The sequence below is a fragment of the Variovorax sp. FW301-JW7 genome (assembly GCF_058788795.1).
On sequence record NZ_JBYTBC010000005.1, the window covers coordinates 403058 to 420892 of the forward strand.

Below are 17835 nucleotides of genomic sequence, written 5' to 3' on the forward strand. Positions count from 1 at the left end.
TATGAAACACCTCTCGCCACGCCGCGCTGCGTCTGGTGCGGTGCTGGCCCTGGCGCTTTCTGCGCTGTGGACCGTGCCCGCGCAGGCCCAGTCCACCCCCGCTCCCGCCGCGTCGGCCTCGACTGCCGCCGCTCCGGGCCCCCAGCAATTCACCCTCGCCAACGGCATGACCGTGATCGTGCAGCCCGACCGGCGCTCGCCGACCGCGGTGCAGATGGTGTGGGTGCGGGTCGGCTCCATGGACGAGGTCGACGGCACCTCGGGCGTGGCGCACGTGCTGGAGCACATGCTGTTCAAGGGCACGAAGAGCGTGCCGGCCGGCGAGTTCTCGCGCCGCGTGGCGGCGCTGGGCGGCCAGGAAAACGCCTTCACCATGCGCGACGCCACGGGCTACTACCAGCAGATCCCGGTCGGCAGCCTCGAACAGGTGATGAAGCTCGAATCGGACCGCTTCGCCAACAACCAGTGGCCCGACGACGAGTTCAAGCGCGAGATCGAGGTGGTCAAGGAAGAGCGCCGCCTGCGCACCGACGACCAGCCGCGCGCGCTGCTCGGCGAGCAGCAGAACGCGGCCGTCTTCACCTCGTCGCCCTACCGCCGTCCGGTGGTGGGCTGGATGAGCGACCTCGAATCGATGACGCCGGCCGACGCGCGCGCCTTCTTCCAGCGCTGGTACGTGCCGGCCAACGCCGTGCTCGTGGTGGCCGGCGATGTCGACGTGGCGCGCGTGCGCGCGCTGGCCGAGAAGTACTACGGCAGCATCCCCGCGCGCGCCGTGCCGGAGCGCAAGCCGCGCACCGAGCCCGCGCAGCGCGGCATCCGCCGCCTCGAGTTCAAGGCCCCGGCCGAGCAGGCCTACGTGTCGCTCGCCTTCCGCGTGCCGCAGCTCACGAACATCGACGACGCGAACAGCGACGCCTGGGCGCTGGTGGTGCTCTCGGCCGTGCTCGACGGCTACGCCGGCGCGCGGCTCGACCGCGCCCTCACGCAGGGCCCCGGCCGCGTGGCCGATTCGGCCGGCGCGTACGCGGGCTTCATCGGTCGCGGTCCGCAACTCTTCATGCTCGACGGCGTGCCGGCCGCCGGCAAGACCGCCGAGACGGTCGAGGCCGCGCTGCGCGCCCAGGTGGCGCGCGTGGCGAAAGACGGTGTCGGCGAGGCCGAGCTGGCCCGCGTCAAGACGCAGTGGGTGGCGAGCGAAACCTACAAGCGCGATTCGGTGATGGCGCAGGCGCGCGAACTCGGCAGCAACTGGATCATGGGTCTGCCGCTGGACGCCAGCGAGCGCATCGTCGCCCGGCTGCAGGCCGTGACGGCGGCGCAGGTGCAGGCCGTGGCCGCCAAGTACTTCGGCGACGACCAGCTCACGGTCGCCACGCTGCGGCCCCTGCCGCCCGAACCCAAGCGCGGCCGCGGCTTCGCAGCCCCCGTGGGCGAGATGCGCTGAAAGGCACCGGATTCCCTCATGAAGAACCTCAAGAAGATTGCAAGCACCGCCCTCCTGGCGGGCATCACCGCGCTGTTCGGCATGGGCAGCGCGCAGGCTGCGCTGCCCATCCAGCACTGGACGCTGGCCAACGGCGCCAAGGTGTACCTGGTGTCGACCAACGCATTGCCGATCGTCGACGTGCAGATCGATTTCGACGCCGGCAGCCGGCGCGATCCGGCCGCGCAGGCAGGGCTGGCCAGCACCAGCGCCGCGATGGTCGAGAAGGGCGTGCGCGCCGGCCGCAACGGCGAGCCCGCGCTCGACCAGAACGCGCTGGGCGAGGCCTGGGCCGATCTGGGCGCCAGCTTCGACGTGAGCGCCGGCACCGACCGCACCAGCTACACGCTGCGCACGCTGTCCGATCCGGCGCTGCTGACCAAGGCCGTGGCCCTGGCCGCACGCGAGATCGGCGAGCCCTCGTTCCCCGACGACATCTGGTCGCGCGAGCGCGAGCGCATCAACGCCGCCATCAAGGAAGCCAACACCAAGCCCGCCACCGTCGTCGGCCGCGCCTTCGCGCAGGCCGTGTACGGCACGCATCCCTACGGCCAGGAAGTGACGGAAGAGACGCTCGCGCGCATCGACACCGCCGCCATGCGCCAGCGCTACGAGCAGCTGATCCTGCCGTGCCGCGCCAAGCTCAGCATCGTGGGCGCGGTCACGCGCGCCGAGGCCGAGGCGCTCGCGACCACGCTGCTGTCGCGCCTGCCCAGTCCCGGCGCCTGCGCACCGCTGCCGACCATCGCGCCGGTGGCGGCGCTCACGGCACCGAAGGACGAGCGCATCGCGTTCGATTCGGCCCAGGCCCACGTCTTCATCGGCCAGCCCGGCTACCCGCGCCAGGACCCGGACCACTTCGCGCTCACGCTCGGCAACTACGTGCTCGGCGGCGGCGGCTTTGTCTCGCGGCTGACCGAAGAGGTGCGCGAGAAGCGCGGCCTGGCCTACAGCGTGTACAGCGGCTTCGCGCCGGGGCTCGAGGCGGGCGCCTTCCGCATCGGCTTCCAGACCCGGCCCGACCAGGCCGAGGCGGCGACGAAGGTCTCGCGCGACGTGCTCGCGAAGTTCGTGGCCGAAGGCCCGACCGAGAAGGAGCTGAAGGCCGCGAAGGACAACCTGATCGGCGGCTTCCCGCTGCTGCTGGACAGCAATCGCAAGCTGATCGGCAATGTCGCCAACATCGCCTGGTACGACCTGCCACTGGACTACCTCGACACCTGGACCGCGCGCATGAACGCGGTCACGGCCGCCGACATCCAGGCCGCGTTCGCCCGCAAGCTGCAGCCGCAGCGCATGGTGACGGTGGTGGTGGGCGGCAAGCCGGCCGCCGCGGTGCAGTAAGAAAAGTTCAGGCCAGCGCGTGCGGCCCGCTGCGCGCGGCCTCGCGCACCGCGGCACCGAGCTGCGCCAGCAGGCGCGGCGCAGCTCGGGCATGCTGCCAGTACAGCGGCACCGGCAACGTCGCGCCGGGCACCAGTTCCACCAGCGTGCCGTCGCGCAGCGCATCGGCCACCATGCTGGTCGGGTGCATGCCCCAGCCGATGCCGCGGCAAGCCGCCTCGACGAAGGCGGCGGGCGAGGGCACCCAGTGGCGCGGCGTCTCCACGTTGCGGTGGCAGATGCGGCGCACCCAGCGCGCCTGCAGCCGGTCCTTGCGGTCGAACACCAGGTTCGGCGCGGCGGCCAGCGTGCGCGCCCCCACGCCCTTGGCGAAATAGCGTTCCACGAAACCGGGACTCGCGGCGGCCACGTAGTGCACCGTGCCCAGCGCCTCGCTGTTGCAGCCCGTGACCGGCTGGGCCAGCGCGGTCACGGCCGCCAGCACCGCGCCGCTGCGCAGCCGTTCGGCCGTGTGGTCCTGGTCGTCGGCCGTGAGGTCGAGCAGGGCGTCGGGCGCCTGCGCAGCAAAGGCGGCGGCGCCCGCCATGAACCAGGTCGCGAGGCTGTCGGCGTTGACCGCCACCCGCACCGTGACCCGCTCGTGCGCCTCGCCGCTGCCCATGCCCAACGCGGGCAGGGCCTCGCGCAGCTCGTGCTCCAGCATGCCCACGCGTTCGACGTGCCGGCACAGCTGCAGGCCGGCCTCGGTCGCCACGCAGGGCTGGCCGCGCACCAGCAGCGCGCCGCCGGTGCGCTCCTCGAGCAGCTTCACGCGCTGCGACACCGCCGAGGGCGTGACATGCAGCGCGCGGGCGGCGCGCTCGAAACTGCCTTCGCGCACCACGGCGGCAAGGGCGTGCAGGGCGGCGTAGTCGAGCATGGTCGTGAATGAAGTAAAACTGAATTGGCGTTAGAAAGTTTAGTTTGATTGAATCGGCTGCGGACGGCAAGCTCGGACCATGACCGCCGTTCACGCCTCCACCGCTTTCCTCAACGGGCTCTTCATGAGCCTGGTGCTCATCGTCGCCATCGGCGCCCAGAACGCCTACGTGCTGCGCCAGGGCTTGCGCCGCGAGCACGTGAGCGCTGTGGTGCTGTTCTGCGCCGTCTGCGACGCGGTGCTGGTCGCCGCGGGCGTGGCCGGCATGGCGCAGGCGCTGAAGGGGCGGCCGATGCTGGCGACGCTGCTCGCGGGCTTCGGCGCGGCCTTTCTCTGCGGCTACGGCCTGCGCGCGCTGTGGCGCTCGCGCCAGCCGGGCGCGTTGCAGACGGTGTCGCAGGGCGCCTCGCGCTCGCGCGCCGCGGTGGTCGCGCAGGCCGCCGGCTTCACGCTGCTGAACCCGCACGTCTACCTGGACACCGTGCTGCTCGTGGGCACGGCCGGGGCGCAGTACCCGGGCCTGCTCAAGGCCTGGTTCGTGGTCGGGTCGACGCTGGCCAGCGTGCTGTGGTTCACCGCGCTGGGCTTCGGCGCGCGGCTGCTGGCGCCGGTGTTTGCACGCCCGCGCGCCTGGCAGATGCTCGATGCGCTCATCGGCGGCACCATGCTCGTGCTGGCCGCGCTGCTGGCGCGTCGCGCGTTCATGGGCTACTGAGTGAAGGGGGGCCAGCTGCGGCGTTAAGCTCGCCGCATGCCCCAGAAGCCCCCGAAGAAGAACGCCGCCGCGCCCGTCTCGCGTGCCCCCGCCGCCAAGCGCCCGTCGCGGCCCAGCGAGGTCCGCATCATCGGCGGCGAATGGAAGCGCACCCGCCTCGCCGTGGCCGACAAGCCCGGCCTGCGCCCCACGCCCGACCGCGTGCGCGAAACGCTGTTCAACTGGCTCGCGAGCCTGGCCGGCGTGGGCGGCGGTGCCTTGCCGGGGTGGCACTGCATCGACGCCTTCGCGGGCACCGGCGCGCTCGGCCTCGAAGCTGCCTCGCGCGGCGCGGCCCACGTGCTGCTGTGCGAGCAGGACGCCGCGCTGGTCGCCCAGCTGCAAGCCGCCAAGGCCAAGCTCTCGGCCGAGGCCGTGCGCGTGGAGCGCGGCAACGGCGTCACCGCGCTCGAGCGTGCGGCGGCGGGCAGCCTGCAGGCGGTGTTTCTCGATCCGCCCTTCGACAACCTCGCGCTGTACGAGCCGGCCCTGCGCGCCGCCGCGCGCGCGCTGCACGCCGACGGCGCGATCTACCTCGAGGCGCCGCGCCGCTGGGCCGCCGAGGAACTCGCCGCGCTGGGCCTCATGGAATTCCGCTACCTGAAGGCCGGCGCCGTGCATGCCCATCTGCTGCGCCGCGCTGTGTCCGTGCCTGCATAATCCGCCGGACAAGCCGCACCGGCAGCATGAGGAAGAACCAACCATGGCCAGCAACGTGATCGCGGTTTATCCCGGCACTTTCGACCCCATCACCCTCGGTCACGAGGACGTGGTGCGGCGTGCAACCCAACTCTTCTCCAAGGTGATCGTCGCCGTCGCGGCGGGCCACCACAAGAAGGCGCTGTTCACGCTCTCCGAGCGCATGGACATGGCCCGCGAGGCGGTGAAGCCCTACAGCGACCAGGTCACGGTCGAGAGCTTCTCGGGCCTGCTGCGCGACTTCGTCGTCGCGCGCGGCGGCAAGGCCATGGTGCGCGGCCTGCGCGCCGTGACCGACTTCGACTACGAGTTCCAGCTCGCCGGCATGAACCGCTCGCTGATGCCCGACGTCGAGACCGTGTTCCTGACCCCGAGCGACAAGTACCAGTTCATCTCCAGCACCTTCGTGCGCGAGATCGCCATGCTCGGCGGCGAGGTCAACAAGTTCGTCTCGCCGAACGTCGAGCAGCAGCTGACCGCCAAAGTCCGCAGCCTGGGCAGGGAATGAGCCCGCTCCAGGCTTCGCGCTGAGGTGAGCGCCACCCCCTTGCCCCGCCTGCATCCGCTGGGCGATGCGGCGCTGGTGTGCGACCTGCCCGCGCCCGCCACGTTGGCGCAGCAGCAGCGCATCTGGGCGCTGGCCGCCGAGGTGATGGCCTGGCCCGGCGTCGGCGAAGCGCTGCCGGGCATGAACAACCTCACGCTGACCTTCGACCCGACCGCCGTGGCGTTCGAGGAACTCGCGGCGCGCGTGCTCGAGGCTTGGCCGGGGCTCGCGGCCCATGCCGCTGAAGGGCGGCGCATCGAGATTCCCGTGGCCTACGGCGGCGAGCACGGTCCCGACCTCGCCGACGTGGCGGCCCACACCGGGCTGTCGGCGGCCGAGGTGGTGCGACGCCACAGCGGCGGCGACTACGTGGTCTACCTGCTCGGCTTCCTGCCGGGCTTCGCCTTCATGGGCGGGCTGCCGCCCGAACTCGCGACACCGCGCCGCGCCGAACCGCGCACCGCCGTGCCCGCGCGCTCGGTCGGCATCGGCGGCGAGCAGACCGGCATCTATCCGCTGGTGTCGCCGGGCGGCTGGCAGCTCATCGGGCGCACGCCGCTCGCGCTGTTCGACCCGTCGGCCGAGTCGCCCACCTTGCTGCGTCCGGGCGACCGCGTGCGCTTCGTCGTCGAAAGCCTGCAGACATGATCCTCGTGCGCAAACCCGGCGTGCATGCCTCGGTGCAGGACCTCGGGCGACCCGGCCTGCGCCAGCTGGGCATCTGCCCGGGCGGCGCGCTCGACATGCTCGCGCTCACGCTGGCGAACCGGCTGGCCGGCAACGCCGACGCGGCGGCCGGCATCGAGTTCACCATGGGCGGCTGCGAGCTGCAGTTCGAAGTCGACACCCGCATCGCGCTCACCGGCGACGACTTCGGCGCCACGCTCGACGGCGTGCCGCTGTGGCCTTGCTGGAGCGTGCCGGTGCGTGCCGGCCAGACCCTGAGGCTCGCTGGTGCCAACGCGCCCGGCACAGCGAAGGCCGGCCTGCGCAGCTGGCTCGCGGTGGCCGGCGGCATCGACGTGGCGCCCGTGCTCGGCTCGCGCAGCACCGACCTCAAGGCCGGCTTCGGCGGCCACGAGGGCCGCGCGCTGCGCAAGGGCGACCGGCTCGTGCTGGGCGCTTCGCGCCTCGGTGCCGACCAGAACACGCGCCGTCCCTTCGGCCTGCGCGCGCCCGACTGGGGCACGGCCGAGCCCGACGGCGCCTTCGTGCTGCGTGTGCTGCCCGGCCCCGAGTTCGATCTGTTCACCCCCGACGCGCAGGCGCTGCTGTGGAGCGAGCGCTGGCGCATCACGCCGCAAAGCAACCGCATGGGCAGCCGGCTGGCCGGCGCCGAGCTGCAGCGCAAGGCGGGCGGCGACATGCTCTCGTCGGGCGTGATTCCCGGCACGATCCAGGTGCCGCCCTCGGGCCAGCCGATCATCCTCATGGGCGACGCGCAGACCACCGGCGGCTACCCGCGCATCGGCGTGGTGATCCGCGCCGACCTCTGGAAGCTCGCGCAGGCGCCGCTCGGCGGCCGGCTGCGGCTGGTGCGCACCGACCTGTCGCACGCGCTCGCGGCCTGGGCCGCGCAGCAGCGCTACCTGGCGCAGGTGGCGCAGGGGCTCGCCGCGGCGGGCTGGACCGGCGCGGCCTAGACTGTTGGCTGAAGCAGGTGGCTCCCGCACCTGCCCCGAGACGGAGAACACCCCATGCAGATCGACCTGAACGCCGACCTCGGCGAAGGCGCCGGCAGCGACGAAGCGCTGCTCGGCCTCGTGAGTTCCGCCAACATCGCCTGCGGCTGGCACGCGGGCGACGCCAGGACCATGCAGCAGTGCGTGCGCTGGGCCATGGCGCACGGCGTGGCGATCGGCGCGCACCCGAGCTTTCCCGACCGCGAGAACTTCGGCCGCAGCACCATGCACCTGCCGCCCGAGGAGATCGTCGCGAACGTGCTCTACCAGGTCGGCGCACTGGCCGCGATCGTCAAGGCCGAGGGCGGCCGGCTCGCGCACGTGAAGCCGCACGGCCAGCTCTACAACCAGGCGGTGAAAGAACCCGAACTCGCCGAGGCGCTGTGCGAGGCGGTGCGTCGCTTCGATCCCTCGCTCAAGTTCTTCGGTCTGGCCGGCAGCAACATGATCGACGCGGCCCGCCGCGCCGGCCTGCAGCCCGTCGAAGAAGTGTTCGCCGACCGAGGCTACATGCCCGACGGCAGCCTCGTGCCGCGCAGCCAGCCCGGCGCGCTCATCGAGAGCGAAGAACAGTCGCTCGCGCAGACCCTGTCGCTGGTGCGCGACCACCGCGTGGTCGCCATCGACGGCAGCACCGTAGCCGTCAACGCCCAGAGCGTGTGCCTGCACGGCGACGGCGCGCATGCGCTGGCCTTCGCGCGGCGCATCCGCGAGCGGTTGCAGCAGGAAGGCATCGACGTTCGCGCGATGGCCTGAACAGGATGCCGGCGAAGCGCGCTTCTCCCAACGTCCTGCTGACGGGCTTCGAGCCCTTCGAGCAGGAGCTGCTCAACCCGTCGTGGGAAGCGGTGCGCTCACTCGACGGCTGGCAGTGCGGCCGTGCCACCGTGCATGCGCGCCTTGTGCCCTGCGTCTTCGGCGAGGCGCTCACTGCGCTCGACCGCGCGATGGACGAACTCCAGCCGACGCTGGTGATCTGCATCGGCCAGGCCGGCGGTCGCGCCGAGTTCACGCCGGAGCGCATCGCCATCAACGTCGACGACGCGCGCGTGCCCGACAACCTCGGCCGTCAGCCGATCGACGTGCCCGTGATACCCGGCGCGCCCGCCGCCTACTTCTCGAGCCTGCCCGTGAAGGCCATCGTGCGCGAACTGCGCGCGGGCGGCGTGCCGGCCTCGGTGTCGAACAGCGCGGGCACCTTTGTGTGCAACCACCTCTTCTACGGGCTGATGCACCGCATCGCGACGCATCCGTCGGCGAAGGGCGCGCGCGGCGGCTTCATCCACATTCCCTACCTGCCCGCGCAGGCGGCGCGCTTTCCGGGTGCGCCGAGCATGGCGCTCGAGACGCTGGTCGATGCGTTGCGCATCACCGTGAAGACCGCGCTGGCCGTGAAGCAGGACGTTGCGGAAACCGGCGGCCAGCTGCACTGACCGGGGCTCTCAAGCGCTGGGGAAGTGCTTGCCCAGCCAGGCGTTGAGCGCCGTGTTGACGAACGCAGGCTTCTCCATCGTCAGCATGTGGCCGCACTGCGGCACCCACACCACCTCGGCGCGCGGCAGCAGCGCCGCCATCTCGCGGGTGCATTCGGGCGGCGCGAGGCGGTCGTCGTCGCCGCACATCAGCAGCACCGGCGCGCGCAGCAGGGCCAGGTGCGTGCGCGCATCGGGGCGGCGCATCACGGCGTGGTTCTGGCGGATGAGCTGGGCCGCGCCGGCGCCGAGCACGATGTCCAGGTAGCGCTGCACCAGCGCCGGGTTGGCGGCCTGCGCGGGATGGAAGGCGAAGGCGACGTTGGGCTCGATGATCTCGCGCACCTCGCCGCGCTCGAACCATTCGATGGCGCCTTCGCGCAGCGCGAACATGTCGGGCGTCTCGGGCCGCGCGCTGGTGCCCAGCAGCATCAACCCGGCGATGCGCTCGGGCGCCTGGCGCGCCGCTTCCATCGCGACCATGCCGCCCATCGAGGCACCGCACAGCACCAGCGGGCCGTCGTGCTCGCGCAGCACGGCGCTGGCCATGCCTTCGATGGTGTCGTGGCGCGTCTGGACGTCGCTCACGCGGGCGCCGAAAGCGGCGGGAAGTGCGGGCAACTGGGCCTCCCAGAGGCGTTCGTCGCAGGCAAGGCCGGGCAGCAGGACAAGATGGGGCATGGGCCGATTTTGCGCGATCGGACGCACCCGGCGCACGGCCCGTACGCGGTGGCGACCGTGCAACAGCGGGTTGGCACGAAGCCGCCGTGTCATGCACTCGGGGGACAATGCATGCAATGTCCACCACCACCCCCGACTCCGCCCCCACCGACCTCATCCTGATCCGCCACGGCGAAACCGCCTGGAACCGCGAGCTGCGCTTCCAGGGCCACGCGGACGTCCCGCTCAACGACATCGGCCACGAGCAGGCGCGCCGCCTCGGCCTGCGGCTCGCGGGCGAGACGGCACAGCACCTCATCAGCAGCGACCTCATGCGCGCCCAGCAGACCGCGGCGCCCGCGGCGCAGCAGTTGGCGCTGCCGGTCGTCACCTCGGCGGCGCTGCGCGAGCAGCATTTCGGCGTGGTCGAGGGCATGCGGGCCGACGAGATCCAGAGCCAGCATCCGCGCGCCTGGGAAGAGTGGCTGGAGTTCCGCGAAGACCACGCCATGCCGCAGGGCGAGAGCGCGCGCGAGTTCCATGCGCGCGTGATCGGCGCGCTCGGCGCCGTCGCCGCCGCGCACCGCGGCCAGCGCCTGATCGTCGTCACGCACGGCGGCGTGCTCGACATGGTGTGGCGCACCGCGCGCGGCCTGAGCCTCAGCGGCCCGCGCCAGAGCGAGATCCCGAACGCGGGCTTCAACCGCATCCGCATCGCCGACCCGGCTGCGCCGGACGCCATCGAGATCGTCGAGTGGGCCGACACGCGCCACCTCGCCGACCTGCCGCCGCAGCCGACCTACGACCAGCGGCGGCACCTCAAGAAGGACTGATCTTCCGGATCAAGCCGGGCAACTGCCCGGCTTCGGCGTGCGCAGCAGCGGCACGCCGGCGCCCACGCCCGTGGGCTGGCCGCCGTCCACCGCGAGGCGGCCGTTCACCAGCACCGTGACCACGCCTTCGGACAGCAGCGTGGGCTGCGTGTAGGTGGCCTTGGCCGCGAAGCGCTTCGGATCGAACACCACCACGTCGGCGTGGTAGCCGGGGCGCAGGTGGCCGCGCTGCACGAGGCCCAGCGTGTCGGCCGTGTACGCGCTGCTGCTGCGGATGAACTGCGCCAGCGAGATCGCGCGCTCCTTCACCACGTACTGGTCGTACTTGCGCGCGAAGGTGCCGTAGGCGCGCGGATGGCCCAGCGACGAGTCGGACGAGGTCATGACCCAGGGCCGCTTCATGAAGGCGCGCACGTCGTCGTCGCTCATGTTGAACGAGGCGATCATCAGGTCGCCGTCGCGCAGCACGGCGATGGCGGCGTCGACCGGGTCGGCGTTCGAGGCCTTGGCCACGTCGGCCAGCGTCTTGCCCACGTACTTCGTGCTGCCGGCCGAGAACAGGATGGCCTCGGGCCCGCCGCGCAGGCGCAGGTTCTCGCGCATGTCCTTGCGCAGGCGCTCCTGCTGCGCCGCGTCGTCGAAGCGCTGCAGCGTGGCCGCGCGGCCGCCTTCGTTGGCCCAGGGAGGCAGCAGCGCGGCCGAGAAGCGCGTGCTCGACGCGGTCCAGGGGTAGTGGTCGGCCGTGATGTCCAGGCCCGCGGCGCGCTCCTTCTCGATGCGCCGGATGATGTCGCCGCTCTGCCCCTGCACGGCCACGCCCAGCGCCTTGATGTGTGCCACGTGCACCGGCAGCTTCGCCTCGTGGCCGATGCGGATCACCTCGTCGATCGAGCCCTTGAGGCCGACGTTGTACATCGACTCGTCGCGGATGTGGCTGTCGTACAGGCCGCCGTGCGCGGCCGCCACCTTCGCGAGTTCGATGACCTCCTCGGTCTTGGAGAAATTCTGCGGCGGGTAGAACAGGCCCGTCGACAGCCCGAGCGCGCCGTCGCACATCGCGCGGGCCAGGTGCTGCTTCATGGTGTCCATCTGCGCGGGCGTGGGGGCGCGGTTGGCCTCGCCGAGCTGGCTGATGCGCAGCGGCCCGAAGCCTGCGTACATCGCGACGTTGGTGCCGACCGGCACGGCGCGCAGCTTCTGTGTCTGCGCGGCGATGTCGTAGCCGCCGAAGCCGTCGTTGCCGATCACGGCCGTGGTCACGCCCTGCGTGAGGAAGGGAGTGTTCAGGCGCTTGCGCGCGTCGCTCGAGAGCAGGTCGGCGTCGGCGTGCGTGTGGGCGTCGATGAAGCCGGGCGCCACCACGAGGCCGGTGGCGTCGATGGTGCGGCGTGCGCTGAACTGCGCCGGCATGGCGCGACCCGCGAACACGATGCGGTCGCCCGCGATGCCGACGTCGCCGACCACGGGCGTGTCGCTGTCGCCCGTGTAGATCGTGCCGCCGCGCAGCAGCAGGTCGAGCGCGACGGGGGCTTCAGCGGCGGTGGTGTGGAAGGGCGAGGCGAGGGCCGCGAGAACGGCCAGCGTGACGAGGGAGCGCTGCATGGGCGAACGGGAAGAGAGCGGGAGGAGCGGCCAGTTTAGGAGTCGCTCCCGCGCAGCCGTTAATTCCTTTTGCGGCACGCCCCATGACCGGAAGGCATGGGTGGTGCCACGCGCCGCTCAGCGCGCCGCGAGCTGCCCGAGTCCCAGCCGCGCGTAGACCGTATCCGTCTGCCGCCGCAGCCGCAGCGACTCGGGCTGGCCGTTGAGCTGCTGCTGCAGCAGGCCCTGCGCGCCCGAGAGCGCGGACTCGGTGCCGGTGCGCACCAGCGCGTCGAGGTACAGCTGCTCGAACAGGTCGCGCTGCGCATGGCTGCCGCCGATCTCGATCATGCGCGGCAGCGCGACGCCCAGGCCCTCGACCGCGCCCGCCACATCGCCGCGCGCATGGGCCACGAGGCCGCGCGCGGCCGGCACGCACACGCGCTGCCACGCGGCGCGCGTGGACGCCGGCGCCACGGGCGCGAAGGCCTCGATGTTGTGCAGCAGCACCTGCGCCTCGGGCCGGCCGGCGCGCGCCAGGCCGTAGAGGTACTGCAGGTCGAGAAAGGGCAGCACATGGTCGGCCTGGCGCTGTCGCAGGTGGTCGGCCACGTCGTCCCAGCGCGCGCCGACGTCGATGCCCGCCAGCTCGAGCCGCGCGAGCAGCGACACGGCGCCGATCTGGTCCTGCGAATAGTCCTTCACCACGCCCCAGGCGTGCTCGTCGTACACCGCGAGCGCCTCGGCGTCGCGGCCCAGGTCGATGAGGAACAGCGCCACGTGCCACCAGTTGTGCGTGACCATGAAGGAGTTGAGCCCGGTCCAGGTGTCGCTCACGCCCTGCATGAACGCCAGCCCCTCGGCCAGCCGGCCTTCGGTGAGCATCACGTGTGCCAGCGCATGGTGCGCCCAGGGCTCCTTGCGGCACAGGCCGATCGCGCGGCGCGCGCTGGCCTCGGCCTCGCGCAGCAGGTGGCACTGCTCGTAGCCGAAGGCCGCCATGCCGTGCACGTAGGGCACCTCGGCCGCGGTCGGCAGCGCCGCGAGCGCGAGCCGCAGCATGCCGGGGCAGTTGCCGGTGTTGAAGCAGTGGTACTGGCCCAGCTTCACCGACACCAGGTCGCGCGGATGCTCGTGCGCCTGCTCGGCATGCAGCGCGATGGCGCGCGCGATGTCACCATCGGCCCAGGCCTGGACGGCGGCGATGTAGCGCTGCTCGCGCGGCGTGGCGCGCGCCGCACCGGCGCGGGCCTTGTCGAGGAAGGGCCGCGCATTCGCTGCGGCCTCGCGCGATTCGGCGAACAGGTGCAGCGTCGCGCAGTAGGCCTGCACGATCGGGCTGGCATCGCGCTCAGCCAGCGCCAGCAGGTTCACGGCGCGCGCCTCGGTCGAAATGAAGCCCATGACGAAGTCGTCGACCAGCGCGAGGCTGGCGGCGTCGTCGAGCGTGAGCGGATTGCCGAGGCTGTCGGCGGCGTGCGGGGTTCCGTGGGAGGGCATGGCGGCATGGTGCCACGCCCCCGGCGTCTTTCAAGAAGTCTTCTCAGACACCCGCTTGCTGGTGGCGGTACTCCTGCGTCTTGCCGCCGTAGCCGTAGGCTGCGCCGCGCGCATCGATCACGTGGATGTACGAGACCTCGTGCAGGTCGGGCCGCAGCCGGGCCATGGCCGCGTGCACCTCGCGCAGGTAGCGCGCCTTCTCGGCCTTGGTGTTGGTCTCGTCGGTCACGCTGATGTCCAGGTGGAAGGCCGACTTGCCGAGCTCGGCCAGCGATTGGCCGCCGATGAACCAGCTGTCGGCGGCGATGTACTGCACCGTGACGGCGATGACCGGCAGCGCCTTGCCCAGCACGCTCTGCGTGAGCTCGGCGACCGTGTCGACGGTCTTGCGGGTGAGGGCGGCGTCAGGTTGGCCGGAGAGGTGGACGACGATGTGGGGCATGGTGGACTCCTTTCGGGGGTGAAGAACGGGTGGTCGATGGGGTGATTGTGGGCGCCGCATCGTCATCGGAAAAGCGGGAAGATATGATGGAATCCATCGGATCAGCGAATGGATAGGCAGGCACCATGCAAGGCTTCGACCTCGAACAGTTGCGCACCCTGGTGGCGGTGGCCGACGCCGGCAGCCTCACGGCGGCGGCGCCGCGCGTGTACCTGTCGCAATCGTCGGTGAGCGAGCAGATCCGCAAGCTCGAGGAGCGCGCCGGCCAGTCGCTGCTGACGCGCAGCAAGGCCGGCGTGGCGCCCACCGAGGCGGGCCTGCGGTTGCTGGGGCATGCGCGTCGCATCCTCGCGCTGAGCGACGAAGCCTTTCGCGACCTGCGCGGCGAAACGCTGCAAGGCGAGCTGCGGCTGGCCGTGACCGACTACTTCCGCCCCGGCGACCTCACCCGCCTGCTGGGCCGGCTCGGCGAGCGCTATCCGCAGGTGCGGCTGCACGTGACCATCCTGAAGAGCGACGCGCTGCGCACCGCCTACGCGCACGGCGATTTCGACGTGGGGCTGGCGATGAACATTGCGGGGGCCAATGCAGCCGCGGCCGGCAGCGGTGCCGTGCTGCGGCGCGAATCGCTGGCGTGGCTCGGTGCGGCCGGCCTGCGTGTGGTGCGCGGCGAGCCGGTGCGGCTGCTGGCGCTGCCCGACACCTGTTCGCTGCACCAGTTCACCGTGTCCCTGCTGCGCCGCCGCCGCGTGCCCTATGTGCTGGCGCACGTGGCATCAGGCGTGGCGGGCCTGCAGTCGGCCCTGGCCGCGGGCCTGGGCGTGGCCTGCCTCAACGAATCGGCGATCGGCGAGGGCATCGCGCGGCTCGCACCGCCCCACGGGCTGCCGGCGCTGCCCCGCGTGGCGTTCCAGTGGCTGCCCGCACGGCGGGGCGAGACCGCGTTCGTGACGCGGGCGCGGGAGATGCTGTCGTTGCAGCTGGCCTGAAGGCCGCGCTCAGAGCTGCGGCCAGGGCCGCTGCACTTCCCGGATCTGCTCGAACGCGCGCGCCACGCGCAGCACGCCGAGGTCGTCGAAGCGCTGTCCCGCGATCTGCAGCCCGATCGGCAGGCCGCCGGCCGAGTACCCGCAGTTCACCGACGCCGCCGGCTGCTCCGACATGTTGAACGGCACGGTGAAGCCGATGTGCTCCAGCGGCCGCAGCGGGTCGTTGGTGGGCGAGGGCGCCTCGGCCGCTGCCGGCATGTTGGGCGACACCGGCGAGATCACGTAGTCGAAGCGCGCGCAGGCGTTCACCGTGGTGACGCGCGTCGCGTGGAACTGGCTGAAGCTGCGGAACACGTGCTCGCCGCTGAACTCGGCGGCGCTCTCGGCCCATTCGCGGATGTAGGGCAGCACCTTGGCGCGCTGGTCGGGGCGCAGGGCCTTCAGGTCCACCAGCGAGCGCATGCGCCACAGGTGATCCATGCCGTCGAGCAGGGCCTGCGACATGAAGGGCTGCATGGGCTCGACGGTGGCGCCGGCCTTTTCGAACAGGCGCGCCGCCTGCTCGACCGCGGCCTGGATCTCGGGTTCGACCGCGAGGCCGCAGCCGGCGTCCAGCAGCAGGCCGATGCGCAGGCCGCGCAGGTGGTCGGGCGCGACGTCGAACGCGGCCCAGTCGATGTCCTGCGCGGGCAGGCTCATGCTGTCGCGCGCGTCGGGCCGGGCCAGCGCCTGCATCATGAGCGCGGCGTCGCCGACGGTGCGCGTCATGGGGCCGGCGGCGCGGCCCATGTAGGGCGGGTCGATCGGGATGCGTCCCAGGCTGGGCTTGAGCGTGAAGATGCCGCACCAGCTGGCGGGCAGCCGCAGCGAGCCGCCGATGTCGGTGCCCAGGTGCAGTGGGCCGTAGCCCGCCGCCGCGGCGGCACCGGCGCCGGCGCTGGAGCCGCCCGGCGTGCGGCTCAGGTCCCAGGGGTTGCGCGCGAGCGTGTGAAAGCTCGACAGCCCCGACGACAGCATGCCGTAGTCGGGCATGGTGGTCTTGCTGACGATGACGGCGCCGGCCTCCTTCAGGCGCGCGGCCGGCGGGGCGTCGGCGGCGGCGGGCATGAGGTCGACGGCGGCGGTGCCCGCGGGCAGCGGGTCGCCGCGCGTGGCGATGTTTTCCTTGATCGTGGTCGGCACGCCGTCGAGCGGGCCGCGCGCGTCGCCGCGCTGCCAGCGCTGCTCCGAGGCGCGCGCCTGCTCCAGCGCGGCCTCGGGCCGGAACAGCCACGTGGCCTGCAGCCGGGGTTCGCAGTGCTCGATGCGCGCGATGACGGCGCGCGTCACCTCGACCGGCGACAGGCGCTTCTCGCGGTAGGCCGCGGAGAGCTCCTGTGCCGACAGGTCGCTCAACGAAGGCAGGGAGGGGTCGGACACTGCGGGGCTCATCCCCACGACAGCGCGGACAGGTCGTTCACGAAGATCGGGTTCTCTTTCCAGAGGCCCTTGACGTTCTTCTTGGCCACGGTCGGGAACTGCGGCTGGTAGAGGAAGCCGTTGGCCGCGTCGGTGGCCAGCAGCTTTTGCGCCTCGCCCAGCAGCTTGTTGCGCTCCGCCGCGTTGCCGGTGGACTTGATCTTGTCGAACAGCGTGTCGAAGGCCTTCGACTGGTAGCCCCAGTAGTAGTCGGGCTTGGCGTAGTTGCCCAGGTCGAAGGGCTCGACGTGCGAAATGATCGACAGGTCGTAGTCCTTGTTGGTGTAGGTGCCGCTGAGCCACTGCGCCCACTCGACGTTCTGGATCTTCACGTTGATGCCGATCTTGGCGAGCTGGGCCACGATGACCTCGCCGCCCTGGCGCGCGTACGGCGGCGGGGGCAGGGTCATGCGCAGTTCGAGCGGGGTCTTCACGCCGGCCTCGGCGAGCAGCTTCTTGGCCTTCTCGATGTCGAAGGGGTTGATGCCCGTGGTGTCGATGTAGCCCGCGGCACCCGGCACGTAGTGGCTGCCGATCGGCACGCCCAGGCCGTCGGCCGCGCCCTCGATGAAGGCCTTGCGGTCGATGGCCGCAAGGATGGCGCGGCGCACGCGCACGTCGTCCAGCGGCTTCTTCTTGTTGTTGATCGAGAGGATGGTCTTGGCGCGCGAACCGGCCAGGATGGTCTGGAACTGCGGGTTGTTGCGGAACTGCGGCACGGCGCGCGTGCCGATGCGCGTGAACACGTCCACGTCGCCCGAGAGCACGGCGGCGGCCTGCGCGGCGGTGTCCGAGATGAAGCGGAAGGTGACCTTGTTGATCTTGGCGACAGCAGGGGCGCGAAAGCCCTCCCACTTGCTCAGCGTGATCGACGAACCCTTGGCCCAGTTGTCCAGCTTGTAGGGGCCGGTGCCGATCGGCTTGGTGGCGTTGCCCTCGGCGCTCTTGGGCTCGACGATGGCGGCCGTGGCCTGGCCCAGCACGAAGGGCAGGTCGGGGTCGATCTCCTTGTTGATGACCACCACCGTGTGCTCGTCGACCACCTGCGTGGCGAGGTTGGCGAAGGTGCGCTTGTCCTTGTTGGTGCTCTTCTCGCCGCCGGCGCGGTCGAAGGCGAACTTGACGGTGGAGGCGTTGAAGGGCTCGCCGTTCTGGAACTTGACGCCCTTGCGCAGCTTGAAGGTGTAGGTCTTCAGGTCGGGCGAGATTTCCCAGCTTTCGGCCAGGAGCGGCGTGACGCTGCCGTCGACGTTGATCTTGGTCAGCGTTTCCAGGATGTTGTACTGCACGACCTCGGCGATGGCGGCGGCGGCGCCGGTGGTCGGGTCCAGGCCCGGCGGCTCCAGGGCCATGCCGATCACGATGGCGTCCTTGCGGCCCTGCGCCATGCCGGCCAGCGGGGTGGCCAGGGCGACGGTGGCGCCGGCGGTGGTAAGGAGGGTGCGACGGTTCAACATACGGGGTGATCT

Annotated in this window: 18 protein-coding genes; 11 read left to right on the top strand and 7 right to left on the bottom strand. The window is 71.6% G+C overall.

Features of this window, described 5'->3' with window-relative positions:
- Position 1 precedes the first annotated feature (1 nt).
- Both AC3WQM_RS17050 and AC3WQM_RS17055 read left to right on the top strand, forming a co-directional pair.
- Complete coding sequence (locus AC3WQM_RS17050; RefSeq protein WP_492680320.1) at positions 2–1447, top strand: M16 family metallopeptidase; 1446 nt, start codon at positions 2–4, stop codon at positions 1445–1447.
- An 18-nt stretch (positions 1448–1465) separates the two neighbouring features.
- Positions 1466–2830, top strand: a complete 1365-nt coding sequence (locus tag AC3WQM_RS17055; protein ID WP_492680322.1) for a M16 family metallopeptidase — start codon at positions 1466–1468, stop codon at positions 2828–2830.
- A 7-nt stretch (positions 2831–2837) separates the two neighbouring features.
- On the opposite strand, the gene AC3WQM_RS17060 is transcribed toward AC3WQM_RS17055, so the two are convergent.
- A complete protein-coding gene (locus AC3WQM_RS17060; RefSeq protein ID WP_070061978.1) occupies positions 2838–3749 on the bottom strand; it encodes a LysR family transcriptional regulator ArgP in 912 nt (303 codons plus the stop codon).
- Between the two features lie 79 nt (positions 3750–3828).
- Between AC3WQM_RS17060 and AC3WQM_RS17065 the strand changes: the two genes are divergently transcribed.
- Genes AC3WQM_RS17065 through pcp form a run of 7 tightly spaced genes read left to right on the top strand, consistent with a single transcriptional unit; the run spans position 3829 to position 8864 of the window.
- Positions 3829–4464, top strand: a complete 636-nt coding sequence (locus AC3WQM_RS17065; RefSeq protein ID WP_095746682.1) for a LysE/ArgO family amino acid transporter — start codon at positions 3829–3831, stop codon at positions 4462–4464.
- 36 nt (positions 4465–4500) lie between these two features.
- On the top strand, positions 4501–5163 hold the full coding sequence (locus AC3WQM_RS17070) for an RsmD family RNA methyltransferase (RefSeq protein WP_492680324.1): 663 nt from the start codon (positions 4501–4503) through the stop codon (positions 5161–5163).
- A 43-nt stretch (positions 5164–5206) separates the two neighbouring features.
- Positions 5207–5710 carry a pantetheine-phosphate adenylyltransferase gene (coaD, locus tag AC3WQM_RS17075; protein ID WP_062481439.1) on the top strand — a complete coding sequence of 168 codons (504 nt, stop codon included), beginning with the start codon at positions 5207–5209 and terminating at the stop codon, positions 5708–5710.
- 39 nt (positions 5711–5749) lie between these two features.
- Positions 5750–6397, top strand: a complete 648-nt coding sequence (gene pxpB / locus AC3WQM_RS17080) for a 5-oxoprolinase subunit PxpB (protein WP_492680388.1) — start codon at positions 5750–5752, stop codon at positions 6395–6397.
- Positions 6394–7392, top strand: coding sequence for a 5-oxoprolinase subunit C family protein (locus AC3WQM_RS17085; protein ID WP_492680326.1), 999 nt, complete (start codon positions 6394–6396; stop codon positions 7390–7392). Before pxpB ends, AC3WQM_RS17085 begins: the two co-directional genes overlap by 4 nt.
- 54 nt (positions 7393–7446) lie before the next feature.
- Positions 7447–8187 (top strand): 5-oxoprolinase subunit PxpA, encoded by a 741-nt coding sequence (gene pxpA / locus AC3WQM_RS17090; protein ID WP_062481323.1) that lies wholly within the window; start codon positions 7447–7449, stop codon positions 8185–8187.
- A gap of 5 nt (positions 8188–8192) precedes the next feature.
- The gene (pcp, locus tag AC3WQM_RS17095; RefSeq protein ID WP_492680328.1) at positions 8193–8864 is read left to right on the top strand and encodes a pyroglutamyl-peptidase I; all 672 of its coding nucleotides are present in this window, start codon (positions 8193–8195) and stop codon (positions 8862–8864) included.
- Positions 8865–8873: 9 nt separating this feature from the next.
- Here the strand turns inward: pcp and AC3WQM_RS17100 are convergent, their stop codons facing one another.
- Positions 8874–9584 (bottom strand): alpha/beta fold hydrolase, encoded by a 711-nt coding sequence (locus tag AC3WQM_RS17100; RefSeq protein WP_174543705.1) that lies wholly within the window; start codon positions 9582–9584, stop codon positions 8874–8876.
- Between the two features lie 116 nt (positions 9585–9700).
- Between AC3WQM_RS17100 and AC3WQM_RS17105 the strand changes: the two genes are divergently transcribed.
- Entirely contained in the window at positions 9701–10396 is a 696-nt protein-coding gene (locus AC3WQM_RS17105) for a histidine phosphatase family protein (protein WP_492680330.1), read from the top strand.
- A gap of 9 nt (positions 10397–10405) precedes the next feature.
- On the opposite strand, the gene AC3WQM_RS17110 is transcribed toward AC3WQM_RS17105, so the two are convergent.
- The 3 genes from AC3WQM_RS17110 to AC3WQM_RS17120 form a co-directional block, all read right to left on the bottom strand.
- Positions 10406–11998, bottom strand: a complete 1593-nt coding sequence (locus AC3WQM_RS17110) for an N-acyl-D-amino-acid deacylase family protein (RefSeq protein WP_492680332.1) — start codon at positions 11996–11998, stop codon at positions 10406–10408.
- A 117-nt stretch (positions 11999–12115) separates the two neighbouring features.
- Positions 12116–13477, bottom strand: coding sequence for a tetratricopeptide repeat protein (locus AC3WQM_RS17115; protein WP_492680334.1), 1362 nt, complete (start codon positions 13475–13477; stop codon positions 12116–12118).
- Between the two features lie 43 nt (positions 13478–13520).
- On the bottom strand, positions 13521–13919 hold the full coding sequence (locus AC3WQM_RS17120) for a tautomerase family protein (protein ID WP_369630050.1): 399 nt from the start codon (positions 13917–13919) through the stop codon (positions 13521–13523).
- Positions 13920–14044: 125 nt separating this feature from the next.
- Here AC3WQM_RS17120 and AC3WQM_RS17125 point away from each other — a divergent pair, with 125 nt between their 5' ends.
- The gene (locus AC3WQM_RS17125) at positions 14045–14908 is read left to right on the top strand and encodes a LysR family transcriptional regulator (RefSeq protein WP_369630049.1); all 864 of its coding nucleotides are present in this window, start codon (positions 14045–14047) and stop codon (positions 14906–14908) included.
- A gap of 9 nt (positions 14909–14917) precedes the next feature.
- Here the strand turns inward: AC3WQM_RS17125 and AC3WQM_RS17130 are convergent, their stop codons facing one another.
- Positions 14918–16339, bottom strand: a complete 1422-nt coding sequence (locus AC3WQM_RS17130; RefSeq protein ID WP_492680336.1) for an amidase — start codon at positions 16337–16339, stop codon at positions 14918–14920.
- On the bottom strand, positions 16336–17823 hold the full coding sequence (locus tag AC3WQM_RS17135; protein ID WP_070061989.1) for an ABC transporter substrate-binding protein: 1488 nt from the start codon (positions 17821–17823) through the stop codon (positions 16336–16338). Before AC3WQM_RS17135 ends, AC3WQM_RS17130 begins: the two co-directional genes overlap by 4 nt.
- Positions 17824–17835: the final 12 nt, after the last annotated feature.